Annotated in this window: 9 protein-coding genes and 2 pseudogenes; 9 read left to right on the top strand and 2 right to left on the bottom strand. The window is 32.5% G+C overall.

Translation table 11 applies throughout. The features are described 5' to 3' along the window. The first annotated feature begins 140 nt into the window (after positions 1-140). From ABY863_RS06310 to phoU, 5 genes are read left to right on the top strand one after another with little or no spacing between them, the layout of a single operon-like run. Complete coding sequence (locus tag ABY863_RS06310) at positions 141-1064, top strand: PstS family phosphate ABC transporter substrate-binding protein (protein WP_372793414.1); 924 nt, start codon at positions 141-143, stop codon at positions 1062-1064. A 58-nt stretch (positions 1065-1122) separates the two neighbouring features. Then, positions 1123-1998, top strand: a complete 876-nt coding sequence (pstC, locus tag ABY863_RS06315; RefSeq protein WP_372793415.1) for a phosphate ABC transporter permease subunit PstC — start codon at positions 1123-1125, stop codon at positions 1996-1998. Beyond that, a complete protein-coding gene (pstA, locus tag ABY863_RS06320; protein WP_372793416.1) occupies positions 1991-2845 on the top strand; it encodes a phosphate ABC transporter permease PstA in 855 nt (284 codons plus the stop codon). Before pstC ends, pstA begins: the two co-directional genes overlap by 8 nt. A 16-nt stretch (positions 2846-2861) precedes the next feature. Beyond that, positions 2862-3662, top strand: coding sequence for a phosphate ABC transporter ATP-binding protein PstB (pstB, locus tag ABY863_RS06325; protein WP_372793428.1), 801 nt, complete (start codon positions 2862-2864; stop codon positions 3660-3662). Positions 3663-3673: 11 nt separating this feature from the next. Next, positions 3674-4336, top strand: a complete 663-nt coding sequence (gene phoU, locus ABY863_RS06330; RefSeq protein WP_372793417.1) for a phosphate signaling complex protein PhoU — start codon at positions 3674-3676, stop codon at positions 4334-4336. 396 nt (positions 4337-4732) lie between these two features. Here the strand turns inward: phoU and ABY863_RS06335 are convergent. Further along, positions 4733-5490 (bottom strand): annotated as a pseudogene (locus ABY863_RS06335) (type I restriction enzyme endonuclease domain-containing protein); the annotation flags it as partial. A gap of 1 nt (position 5491) precedes the next feature. Continuing rightward, a pseudogene (locus tag ABY863_RS06340) lies at positions 5492-5707 on the bottom strand (transposase); the annotation flags it as partial. 203 nt (positions 5708-5910) lie between these two features. Between ABY863_RS06340 and ABY863_RS06345 the strand changes: the two are divergent. The 4 genes from ABY863_RS06345 (at position 5911) to ABY863_RS06360 (ending at position 13178) form a co-directional block, all read left to right on the top strand. Further along, the gene (locus tag ABY863_RS06345; RefSeq protein ID WP_372793418.1) at positions 5911-6453 is read left to right on the top strand and encodes an RNA polymerase sigma-70 factor; all 543 of its coding nucleotides are present in this window, start codon (positions 5911-5913) and stop codon (positions 6451-6453) included. Between the two features lie 223 nt (positions 6454-6676). Next, on the top strand, positions 6677-7846 hold the full coding sequence (locus ABY863_RS06350; RefSeq protein WP_372793419.1) for a FecR family protein: 1170 nt from the start codon (positions 6677-6679) through the stop codon (positions 7844-7846). Between the two features lie 509 nt (positions 7847-8355). Further along, positions 8356-11748, top strand: a complete 3393-nt coding sequence (locus ABY863_RS06355; RefSeq protein ID WP_372793429.1) for a SusC/RagA family TonB-linked outer membrane protein — start codon at positions 8356-8358, stop codon at positions 11746-11748. A gap of 11 nt (positions 11749-11759) precedes the next feature. Then, positions 11760-13178, top strand: a complete 1419-nt coding sequence (locus ABY863_RS06360) for a RagB/SusD family nutrient uptake outer membrane protein (protein ID WP_372793420.1) — start codon at positions 11760-11762, stop codon at positions 13176-13178. The last annotated feature ends 48 nt before the right edge of the window (positions 13179-13226 follow it).

The raw sequence follows: 13226 nt of genomic DNA on the forward strand, positions 1-13226 counted from the left end.
AAATCATTAGTATTTTTAAACGCAGAATTTAAATTATAAATAACCGATTGTAAGTAAATTAATGTGAAATAAATAATTTTTACTTAACTTAAACTTTACAATCAAATTATTCCTTTGCAAAACAATTAAAAGATAAAAAAATGAAAAAATTAGTATTTATGTTAACACTTGCTCTAGTATTAGGATCTTGTGGTGAGAAAAAAGAAAAAACAACAGAATTAAGAGGGTCAATTTCAATAGATGGTTCAGGAACTGTTTTTCCAGTTTCAGAAGCTGTTGCTGAAGAATTTTTAAAAGTTGAACCGAAAGTAAAAGTAACTGTAGGTGAATCAGGTACTGGTGGTGGATTTAAAAAATTTGGAACTGGAGTTACAGATATTAGTAACGCTTCAAGAGAAATTAAAGAAAAAGAAATTGCTTTATGTAACGAAAACGGTATTGAATATATTCAATTAACAGTGGCACTTGATGGAATTACTGTAGTTGTTAATAAGGACAATAGCTGGGCTAAAACAATGACAACTGAAGAACTTAAAAAACTTTGGGAACCAAATAGCACAGTAAAAAAATGGAATGATATTAGAGCTGAATGGCCAAATGAAGAAATTCATTTATATGGACCAAATACTTCTCATGGTACTTATGATTTCTTTACTGAAGTAATTATGGGAGAATCAGGAGCAAGCAGAACGGATTACAATGCAGTTTCAGATTATAATGTTGCTGTTCAAGGAATTGAAAAAGATGTGAATGCTTTAGGTTATTTTGGACTGTCTTATTACGAAGAAAATAAAGATAAATTAGGTGTTGTTGGAATTGATAATGGTGCTGGTGCTGTTTTACCAAGTATAGAAACAGTAGCAAGTAATGAGTATGCTCCTTTATCTAGATCATTATTTATTTTTGTGAACAAAAAATCAGCTCAACGCCCAGAGGTTCAAAAATTTATTGCTTTTTATTTAGACAATGCACCCCAATTATCGAAAGAAGTTGGTTATGTACCAATGCCTCAAAGTGGATACGATGAACAAAAAGCTGCTTTTAATAAAATAATTATCAAATAATAGGTATTTTTAAAAATTATATTTGCCGGTAAGGAAAACTTATCGGCAATTCTAATATATGAGAATTAAAGAAAAAATAATTGAAAATGTATTGAAGTTTTGTGCTTCTATTACAATATTTACAACCATTGGTATTATTGCGGTACTTTTGTTTGAGAGTATTTCGTTTTTTAAAAATGTATCAATATTTGAGTTTTTAACTGATACACAATGGACACCTTTATTCAGTGAAAAGCATTTTGGTATTTTAGCACTTGTTTCAGGAACCTTTTTAACGGCTGCAATTGCAATTGCAGTTGCATTACCAATAGGGTTAACAATTGCTATTTATTTAAATATGTACGCTCCTAAAAGTTTTAGAAAAATACTAAAACCCTTTCTTGAAATTTTAGCAGCAATACCAACGGTAGTTTATGGTTTTTTTGCATTAACTATTGTTACGCCTTTTTTACAAAGCATTTATCCAGATTTAGAAACATTTAACTCTTTATCTGCTGGAATTGTAATGGGTATTATGATTATTCCATTTATTTCTTCCTTAAGTGAAGATGCTTTATATGCCGTTCCAAAGGCATTAAAAGAAGCATCTTTTGGGATGGGAGCAACTAAATTTCAAACAGCATTTAAAGTCATGATTCCCGCAGCTTCATCTGGTATTATTGTGTCTATTATTTTAGCAATTTCAAGAGCTATTGGCGAAACTATGATTGTAGCTATTGCTGCTGGTCAGCAAGCTCAGTTTACATTAGACCCTACAATACCAGTACAAACAATTACTTCATATATTGTACAAGTAAGTTCAGGTGATGCACCACAAGGTTCACTGGAATATAAAACTATTTTTGCTGCTGGTCTTACACTATTCTTGTTCACTTTTATCTTAAACAGTATTAGTTTTTGGATAAAGAAAAAATACCAAGAGAAATATGAATAATTTAAGAAAAAATAAACTCAAGGATCAGGCATTTAAAATCCTCGGGGTATTATTTACCATGTTTGGAATTTTAATGTTGGTAATTTTAATTTATAATATCTTTAAAATAGGTCTAACAAGAATTAATTGGAGTTTCTTAACAAGTTTACCTTCAAGAAAACCTGAAAGCGCAGGTATCTACACAGCAATTATTGGAACTTTAGATTTAATGCTTTTAACTATTATTTTTGCAATTCCAATTGGAGTTGGTGCCGGAATTTATTTGGAAGAATATACGAAGAAATCAAAATGGTCATCACTTTTAGAAATAAATATTTCGAATTTAGCAGGTGTACCTTCTATTATTTATGGATTATTAGGATTAGGGGTTTTTGTTCGGTTTTTTGGTTTTGGTGGAAGTATTTTATCAGGAGCATTAACTTTATCTCTCTTAATATTACCCATAATTATAGTAGCAACAAGAGAAGCAATAAAAGCTGTTCCTTCATCACTTAAAGAAGCATCATTTGCTTTAGGAGCATCAAAATGGCAAACGATAAGTAATGTTGTTTTACCTTCTTCATTTGGAGGAATTCTAACAGGAATCATACTTTCACTATCAAGAGCAATTGGTGAAACAGCACCTTTAATTGTTGTTGGTGCCATGGCATATGTACCTTTTGTACCAAAATCATTATTTGATACATTTTCTGTATTACCAATGCAAATTTTTAACTGGACAACAAGGCCACAGCAGGGTTTTGCCATTGCTGCGTCTGGAGCAATAATCATATTATTGTTAATTACCTTTATAATGAATGGAATTGCAGTTTATTTCAGAAACAAATGGCAAAAAAAATTACAATAATAAGACGATGGATGTTATGACAAAAAAAAATATTGATATTCAAACAGAAGCACTAGTAGTTGAAAAATATAAATTACACGCTAAAAATGTAAATGTTTTTTATGATGATTTTCAGGCTATAAAAAATATTTCTATGAATATTAAGCCAAACAGTATAACCTCTTTTATTGGTCCTTCTGGATGTGGAAAATCTACTTTTTTGCGTTTATTTAATAGAATGAATGACTATGTGGAAGGATTTAAAATGGATGGTAGAATAGTAATTGATGATGCCAACATTTATAAGAAAGGAATCATGGTTGAGCAACTTAGAAAAGAAGTTGGAATGGTTTTTCAGAAACCAAATCCTTTCCCAAAATCTATTTATGATAATGTTGCCTACGGATTAACTATTCAAGGTATAAAAGATAAAAAATTAATAGACCAACGTGTAGAAAAGGCACTAAAACAAGCAGATTTGTGGAATGAAGTAAAAGATAAGTTAAAAAAATCAGCTTTAGCATTATCTGGTGGGCAGCAACAAAGGTTGTGTATTGCAAGAACTTTAGCCGTAGAACCTTCAATACTGTTAATGGATGAACCTACTTCAGCTTTAGACCCTATTTCTACAGCTAAAATTGAAGAATTAATTCATCATTTAAAAGAAGAATACACCATTATTATTGTTACTCATAATATGCAACAAGCATCTAGAATTAGCGATTATACTGCGTTTTTTTATTTAGGAGAATTAATAGAGTTTGATAAAACAAAAAAAATATTTACAAATCCAGAAAAAAAGCAAACTGAAAATTATATTACAGGTAGGTTTGGATAAAAAATAAAATTATGATAAATATTGACGAACAAAGAGCTGCTTTAAATCAAATTTGTGAAGAAATGTTGTTGCTGTGTCAAAAGCAATTTGAAAATGCTTATGAAACTTTTACAACTTTTGATACTGATTTAGCAGAAGATATCATTTTAAAAGAAACCCGAATTAACGCACTTGATTTAAAAATTGAAAGAGATACCGATCAATTTATAGCTTTATACAATCCTGTGGCAACTGATTTAAGATTCGCCCTATCAGTACTTAAAATTAATTACAATTTAGAACGAATTGGCGATCAAGCTTTTGATATAGCAAATCATACCATCGATTTAAATCAAAAGCTAACTTCGCAAGTTATTGATAGCATGCAATTTAAAGAGATGTTTGAAACTCTTGATAGTATGTTTAAAGATGTTGTAACTGCTTTTAGAGATGAAAATATAAAATCAGCCAGAAAAGTATTTAAAAAAGATAAGATTATTAACAAAATAAATGACAATGCTTTTGAAATAGTTGCTGAAGATGCTCTTAAAAATCCAGAATTAATTCGCCAATATTTAATGGCACTTGTGGTAATGAAAAAGTTTGAAAAAATTGGAGATTTGCTTAAAAATATTTCTGAAAGCATTATTTTTTATATTGATGCAAAGGTGTTAAAGCACAAGAAGAAGAAATAGCAATCTTAAATAAAAACATTAAAAAAAGAGTGTTACTGAACACTCTTTTTTTTCTGCCTTAAAATTACCAATTTTCAAAAATAGAATCTTTTTTATTGTAAAATAATTCTGTGTTCTTTTACCTTTTTAGGGTTTTTACCCTCAAGTTTGCTTTTGATATCTGGTTTCATCTTTTATTTTACAATTTATTCACTTAATATTTCTAATGTAGATTTTCGACTACAAATTAATTAGATTAATATTCTTAATCTAATTAATAATTAAATTTTTTAAAGTCTTTTAATTCTATGGAATGTTTACTTTTAACATAAAAGTAATTGTTATACCTCATTAATAATTTTATTTCTTCCTCCATTAAACCATAAAGCTATATTGAAATAACTATTACCTGAATTCCTAGCCATTATTATACTTCTTAATATTCTCAGCCTGCTCAAATATTTCTTTAAATACTTCGTCTCTTGTGATTGGAGGATACTCATTTTCAGCTAAGAGCATAATTAAATCAACTTTTAATTCAGCTTTAATATCATCTTGCTGATTCCAATCTGGGTATTTTGTTTTATCATCCACTACTTTTTTAACTTCTTTGGTTAAATAAATTAATTTATCTTCAGGATATGAAAAATCATATTTGTGTGCAATTTCTTTTAGAATATCATAAAATACTTTTTCTTCAAAGTCAATTCCTATTTCTGCGAATGAATCTTTTTCTTTCCTCAGATTATAATATAAATCAATAATTTCATCGGTAAAATCTTCTAAAACATTACTTCTTAAAATATCAGATTCTTTTCGCTCGTTGTATTTATCAACAATAGATTTAAACTTTTTAGAAAAGTCAATTCCTTTTATTTTATTGGTTTTCTTTAATTCATCAATAGCTTTTAACAACAACTGTTGCAATAATTTAATTTTTGTGTTGGGTAATTTTATTTTCTCAATTTTAGCTAGATAATCTCCATCAAAAATGTCAATCTCTTTTTGATTTTGGTCTCCTAGTTTAAAAATCTCTTCTACACCATCACTTTTAAGAGCTTCCTTAATCATTTCACTAACTTTAGCATTCATTTGAGCTGTATCTGGGGGCACTGCCCTTTGTATGCTTAAAAACAATAGAACGGAACCGCTAAATAGAAATTAATTAAATCTCTTTAATCGTTTCTTTCCAGCTTCTAAAAACTCTTTGTTCCATTTGTAAAATTGGGACTCATTTAGCGCATATTTTCTGTATAATTCTGCAACAGATGTTTCTGCTCTTAACGCTTCCATAACTATCTGGATTTTCTGTTCAGAACCGAAGATCCTTCTTGTTCTTCTGCGAATCTCTTTGATGTAGTTTTCGGTGGTTTGTTTTTTACGTGTTTTCATAATATATCAAATTTAATGATTTTGAAAACACTCTCTATGTAATTATTAGAATCAGTCCACTTTTTGCTGACGATTTACATGTAGGTAAAAAATCAATTTTAAATATGTAGCTATACTATTTGTGCCGTTTTTATTTGCATATCAGTTTCTTTTATTTAGATTTGGACAGGGATTAATTCAAAAAGACAGTGCAAAATACTAACATGTACAAGTTAACATTAAAAGAATATAAAAGTCTTTTCGATAAGCTGTATACGTCCCTGTGCCTATTTGCAAACAGTTACCTAAAAAATTTGGAAGTATCAAAGGATATTGTTCAGGAAGTATTTATCAAGATTTGGGAAGATAAAATCGAATTTCAGAATGAAAATACCATCAAATCTTATCTCTATACCTCTGTAAAAAATAAATCCCTCGATTATCTAAAAAGCAAATACGTTAAAACAACGGAACATTTTTCCATAAGTGAGATGGAAAAATTGGAAACCGAACCTTTCTTTTTAAGGGAGATGGTTATTTTAGAAACCTCATCTATAATTGAGAATGCCATAAACACACTGCCAAATAAATGCGCACAGATTATTAAATTAAGTATTAAAGACTTTACCAATGCTGAAATAGCAGAAGAATTGGGCATTTCCGTCAACACTGTTAAAACACAAAAGAAAATAGGCTACAAACGTCTAAAGCCTTTATTAAAAGACTACTTCATTCTCATCGCTTTTATTTTCGAATCAACCAATTAAGTGTCTATTAATAGCTTTTCCCTAAGTTAAGCGGAGATATCTATACCAAAAGCACAGCAACGGATGGTTAGTAATAAAACAAGAATCTCGGACTTATTATAGGATTTCATCCTTATTTTCTAATTTCCTCTGCCAAAAAGATAAAAAACTTTAACTTTTTTTAACCATTTCTTAACCCTCTTTAAATATTTTGTCGTCTTATAATAAATAACCATATTGAACTATGCCCGTTTTTAATAAAATCATTGCATTATCAAAACATCTGGCTGCATCGCTATTGCAAGATAAAGAAACTACCGACCTACATAATTCTGAATTATTCAGTGTTCAGGATAAGCAATATATTCTCGATAATTTAACCAATGATACGCTTATTAAAGAGCGTCTTAATTTGGCAAAACAAATAGACAAACAAGCTGATTGGAACAAGATAAAGTCTAAAATAAATGTTCCGGTAAGAAAATTGTATTGGAAATACACCGCCGCCGCAATCCTTGTCGTAGCGCTGGCATCAACTTATTTTTTAAGGGACACTGCTTTCAATAACCAAATTGAAAACACAACACCTATAATTGTCAATAACAAAATTGAGAAGGGTACAGATAAAGCGACTTTAACTTTAGAAGACGGCTCAATAGTTATTTTGGAAAAAGGATCAGCCTATCAGGCTAAAAATGCAAACAGCAATGGCGAGCAAATTATATATGATGATCTTTCAAACGATGTAACTGAAGAATTAGCCTACAACTATCTAACAATCCCTAGAGGAGGGCAGTTCCAACTAACCCTGTCCGATGGCACCAAGGTTTGGTTGAATTCCGAATCCCAATTAAAATATCCGGTAAGTTTTGTTAATGGTGAAAGCCGTCATGTGGAACTTGTATATGGAGAAGCGTATTTTGAAGTGTCACCCAGTACCGAGCACAATGGGGCAACATTTAAAGTGTTCAATAAAGCACAAGAAATTGAAGTACTGGGTACCAAGTTCAACATCAAAGCCTACAAAGACGAAGCCAATATTTACACCACCTTGGTAGAAGGTAAGGTTGTGATAAGCTCGGCAGTAACAAAACAACTATTGGCTCCCAATCAACAGTCAAACCTGAATATAACAACGAACAAAATGTCAATTAATAATATTGATATTAAAGGAGAAATCGCTTGGGTTAATGGCAAGCTCATATTACAGGGCAAAACCCTGAAGGAGATTATGACAGTATTGTCACGTTGGTATGATATGGATGTCATCTTTGCAAATAAAGCATTGGAGGAAGTCAGGTTTGTCGGCATATTGCGCAAAAACCAAGACATCGTCGATATTTTAAATATCATAAAAAATTTCAATGTTATAAAGGACTATGAAATTCATGATAAGCAGGTGATATTAAAATAAATCTGGTTAATTAATTTAGTAATTACCACATTAGATCAAGTAATTAAATAAAGATAAAGATTTGATAAATTTTTTTGATAAAAGATATAAATTATATTAAGAATCACCATCCTGCTCTCTTCCCTTAGTGAAGAGCCGGGGATGGAAAAAAAAGGGAACGAAGTCCAAACATTTCGCGGTGTATCAAACTTCGTCCCTCCATAGTGAATAATTAAACAAATGTCTAACTAACACAATGCAAATTTATGGAAATTAAATTAATTAATGCCCGTTCACTCCCAATTTATCCCCATAGCTACCGGGATGGGGTCAGAAAAGGGCTCCTTTTAATGATTATGAGAACATTTATCTTCTTATTATGTACAACAGTATTCAGTTTTAATGTGGAAACCACATTAGGACAGGAAAAAGTAACGATTGAGGCTGACAAAGAAGCAACCATTGATGAAGTGTTCCAAATAATCATAAACCAAACTCAGTATAGTTTTTTATATCCTGAAAAGCTATTTATGGATACACCAAAAGTACAATTGAAGAAGGGTGTAATCAGGGTAGATAAACTATTGAATCAAAGTATTTCAACAACTGAGTTTAGTATAGTGCTTTCTGAGGATAATACCATAGTAATAAAATCAAAAGACACCCAACAACAAATTCAAATCTCTGGTAAGGTAACCGATATGGTCGGGCAACCCATTCCCGGTGTTGCAATATTTGTAAAAGGTACTGGCAGGGGTTCAGCTACAGATTTTGAAGGTAATTATGTAATTATGGTACCTACATCTGATAATGTTTTAGTGTTTAAAGCTTTAGGCTTTAAAGTTAAAGAAGTTTTGGTTGAAAATCAAAAAACCATCAATGTGACTTTGGAAGAAGATGTTGCAGAGTTAGATGCAGTAGTGTTAGTGTCAACTGGGTATCAGACTATTCCAAAAGAGCGCATTGCGGGTTCTTATGCTAAACCTGATATGGAGGCGTTTCAAAATAGAAGCAGCACTATGAATGTAACTGAGCGTTTGGAAGGTCTTGTTCCCGGGCTTACCATAAATAAAAGTCCCGGTGCCGAACTTTTTAATTCAACATTAATTAGAGGTTTATCAACAGTTCAACTGTTAAATTCAGGTCCACTAATCGTTATAGACGGTATTCCTATTGCAGATTTAGCGCCTCAATCAAGTAGTGCAGCGGCAATATCAGGTCTTTTAAATATTAATCCACAAGACATCAAAGATATCACTGTTTTAAAAGATGCAACAGCAGCTTCTATTTGGGGAGCAAGAGCAGCAAATGGTGTTATTGTTATTAACACAAAAAAAGGTTCGACTTCAGGAGAGATTGAATTTCAGTACGATTCCTTTATTTCAATGGAAGACAGAGCCGATCTTGATTATTTACGAACCCTTAACAGTGAAGAGTTTATTCAAGTTGTTGAAAGTATTTTTGATCCGGTACGTAATACATATGCAGATGTTACCGGTTTTACAACCTCAGGAAATGGTATACCACCTCATGAACAAATTTTATATGACCAATATCGTGGTATCATAAGTAATGCTGCAGCGAGAAGCAGTTTAGACAGTTTAGCTTCCATAAACAATAGAGGCCAAATAGAGCAATTGTGGTATCGCCCTTCAATTCTTAATACCCATACCCTTTCAGTTTCTGGAGGTAAAAAAGGGTATTCTTTCTATGGATCCGGAAATTATACAGGAACACAAAGCAATAGACCGGGCGAGAAGGATAATAAATATAAATTAAACTTAAGACAAAATTTTGATGTTGGTAAACGTATTAATGTTGATTTGATAACAGATCTTACCCACCAAGACAAATTCAGCCCAAACAATATAAATATAGATAGTCGTTTTTTGCCTTATCAGCTATTTAGAGATGCCGATGGCAATAACATAGAGATGTCTCATATGACTCAGTTGAATGACTCCATTAGGACAGTTATGGAAAATGCTAGTCGCATAGACTTAAGTTACACACCGTTGGATGAAATTAATTATGCTTATAGTGAGAGCAAAACAAAATCCATAAGAAATATTTTGGGCTTTGAGTTGGATATTATTGATGGATTAAAGTTTCAGGGAAAATATGGTTATACAGTAAATGGTATTGAGAAAGAGGATTATAAGGATCACCTTACTATAGGAGAAAGAACAGAACTTGTTGAGTTTACCGTGGTTTCTTCACCGGGAGCAGCGCCTAAATATTTTTTACCGTCAACAGGAGGTAAATACAGAGTTACAAATACAAATGTTGAAGCTTGGACCGTGCGAAATCAATTATCTTATGTGAAAGATTGGAATAACAGAATGCATCAACTTAACTTGATTGCGGGACAAGAAGCGCAAGAACAAGTTAGTGTTACTAAATTGAGCGAAGTTAGGGGGTATGACGACAGATTACAATCTTATGAGCAGGTAGATTATGGTAATTTAACAAGAGTGGATAACGTTGTTAAACCAAATGCTTACAATTATCCTCAGTACGGATTGGTTTTTAGCAGTTTAAGTAGTCAACGTTATTTTGGACGTGCTGAATCCACTACCAGATTTACATCGTATTATAGCAATGCGGCTTATACATACAACCGTAAATATTCTTTGAATGCTAGTATAAGAAATGATCAAAGTAATTTATTTGGACTTGATAAATCAGCTCAAAATAAACCGGTATGGAGTGCAGGCGCTAAATGGGATATCAGCAAGGAGTCTTTTCTTGAAGATTCCGATTGGTTGAATTCCTTAGCTATAAGAGCTAGTTACGGTATAGCAGGAAATGCGCCAAGTCCGGGGGCCGCTGCATCATTTGATATATTAAGCCCTACATCCAGTATTTTCTTTCCTGAAACAGGACTTAGAATATCGACTCCGGGGAACGCTAAATTGAGCTGGGAACGTACAGCAACAAGAAACTTTGGTTTAGATTTTAATATGATCGGACGCATTATTGGTTCCATTGACTATTATCAAAAGAAAACAACAGATTTATTAGGAACTATACCAACCAATCCACTTGCAGGGTATAGCAGTGTAATAGGAAATCTTGGTGATATTGAAAATAATGGTGTGGAATTGTCTTTACAAACTCAAAATATAACATCAAAAGACTTTTCATGGTTCTCTACCTTAAATATGGCTTACAATGTAAACAAACTTACAAAGCTTAATTTAACGACAGAAACAACAGCTGGAAGTGTCAGAGTAAATGAACAGTTTGTTGTAGGTTATCCAACGTTTGCGCTTTTTGCTTATGATTATGTAGGACTTGATGAAAATGGCGATCCACAGATACGATTGGCAGACGGCACTATTACCAAAGATCCTAATGTAACTACGCCGGAAGATATAAAATTTATGGGAACTACCCAGCCTAAATGGAATGGAGGTTTTGGCAATACGTTTACTTATAAAAACCTTTCTTTAAACATAAACACTGTTTTTAGTTTTGGCCATGTAATGCGTCGTGATGTTAATACATTCTATAGCGGAACCAGATTGGTACCTTCAAATTTTAATTTTATTACCGGAAACATTAATGAAGATTTTATGGACAGATGGATGGCTCCCGGAGATGAAGTTATTACTGATATTCCACGGCATACAGATGTAGAAGACGGTACGCGTTCTACAAATTATTATGTCTATGGAGATAACAATGTAATAAGCGGGTCATTTGTAAAAATAAGAGATATCAGCCTTAATTATAGGTTGTCTTCAAAAATATTTGCGAATACGGGTATTGACCAGATAACTGTGAGAGGACAAATATCTAATCTATTATTATGGGCAGACAATAGTTATGGAATTGATCCTGAATACCATTATTTTGGCGGTAGCAGAACGCTTAAACAGGGACAAAGAATAACCTTGGGTCTAAATGTAAAATTCTAAAATATATATATATGAAACGTATACACAAATTATACTATAAAGCATTATTATTTTGTCTGAGTGTTTTTATTCTTGCTTCATGTTCAAACGATTTCCTTGAGATCGTCCCAAAAGGTAAACTAATAGCAGAAAAGACTGTAGATTATGATAAAATGTTCTACAATCTAAATTTAATAAATATGACCAATACCAATGGCCAAGTACCTTTGGGATGTGAATTGGTATCTTTTGAGCCCTATATGAGCAGTGCTGCTTTAAGAACACAACGCTTGTTTCGCTGGGAAGCCGATATTTATGATGATGAACAAAACGCGAGTGAACTTGAGAATACCATGGAGAACCTCTATATCTATAATAAAATTATCAATGAGGTATTGGATGCCACTGAAGGTTCAGAAGAAGAAAAAATGGCGTTACAGGCTGAAGCAAAAGCCGGGCGTGCCTGGGTTTATTTTTTATTGATTAATTATTATGGGTTACCTTATAATGAAGCGACATCTTCAACAGATCTTGGTTTTCCGTTAATTACAGAAGCAGACCTGATAGCCTCTAATTTTACCAGAGCAACAGTTAAAGAGGTGTATGATTTTATAGTTTCCGACCTTACAGCTGCGATTCCTTATTTACCAACCAAAGTAGTGAGCAGGTTTAGGTTTACACAAGCAGCAGGTAAGGCTTTATTAGGAAAAACCTACACATTTATGGGGAAATTCTCAGAAGCAAGCCCCTTTCTTAATGAAGCTTTATCAGAATATGATGATATGGGTATCGCTGTAAGGCTTCTTGATCACAATCTGGGCTATAGCGGTCAGCGGGTTGATACCGATCCGGAAAACCTTTATGGTAAACAATTTGTAAATAACTGGGGAAACACGTCTAACGAACTTACTGTTAGGCCGGAAGTTATGGCCTTATATGATGTAACTGATTTACGACTTAAACAGTATTCAGCTAAAACAAGAAGCAACGTTGCATACCCTATAGCAGGCGTTGGCAGAAAAGTTACGGGAAGCGGACAAACAGCCTTTGGAATTAGAGTTCAGGAAATTTATCTATTGAACGCAGAAGTAAAGTGCCGTCTTAATGATCTGACAGGCGCAGTTGCTGTTCTTGAAGAGTTTAGGAAACACAGAATGCCCCAGGCGTTTGCTGTAGTGCCTGTTGCCACTGCATCAAATAAGGAGGCGTTACTTCGTTTTATATTTGACGAACGCTTACGTGAATTTGCAGCTTTAGGTTTTAGATGGTTTGATATGAGAAGGCTAACTGTAGATCCGGATATTCTAACACCGGTTTCAAGTTTCACGCATACATCATATAATAGTGACGGAAGTGTTCAAGGAACATATACATTAACCAAAGAACGTTTGGTTCTTAGGTTTCCAAAAACCGTTACAGACCAAAATCCTAATTTAGTGAATAATCAATAAATATAAATTGGATCAGGGTAGTTAAAGTAAATAACATAATTACCCTGA

The sequence above is a fragment of the Lutibacter sp. genome (genome assembly GCF_041562875.1).
Lineage (GTDB): Bacteria > Bacteroidota > Bacteroidia > Flavobacteriales > Flavobacteriaceae > Lutibacter.

What these genes read in the sequence shown, in the direction of transcription:
- pstC (WP_372793415.1), top strand. Translation starts at nt 1,123, where the DNA reads ATGAGAATTAAAGAAAAAATAATTGAAAATGTATTGAAGTTTTGTGCT.
- ABY863_RS06355 (WP_372793429.1), top strand. Translation starts at nt 8,356, where the DNA reads ATGGATACACCAAAAGTACAATTGAAGAAGGGTGTAATCAGGGTAGAT.
- ABY863_RS06360 (WP_372793420.1), top strand. Translation starts at nt 11,760, where the DNA reads ATGAAACGTATACACAAATTATACTATAAAGCATTATTATTTTGTCTG.
- phoU (WP_372793417.1), top strand. Translation starts at nt 3,674, where the DNA reads ATGATAAATATTGACGAACAAAGAGCTGCTTTAAATCAAATTTGTGAA.
- ABY863_RS06345 (WP_372793418.1), top strand. Translation starts at nt 5,911, where the DNA reads ATGTACAAGTTAACATTAAAAGAATATAAAAGTCTTTTCGATAAGCTG.
- pstA (WP_372793416.1), top strand. Translation starts at nt 1,991, where the DNA reads ATGAATAATTTAAGAAAAAATAAACTCAAGGATCAGGCATTTAAAATC.
- pstB (WP_372793428.1), top strand. Translation starts at nt 2,862, where the DNA reads ATGACAAAAAAAAATATTGATATTCAAACAGAAGCACTAGTAGTTGAA.
- ABY863_RS06310 (WP_372793414.1), top strand. Translation starts at nt 141, where the DNA reads ATGAAAAAATTAGTATTTATGTTAACACTTGCTCTAGTATTAGGATCT.
- ABY863_RS06350 (WP_372793419.1), top strand. Translation starts at nt 6,677, where the DNA reads ATGCCCGTTTTTAATAAAATCATTGCATTATCAAAACATCTGGCTGCA.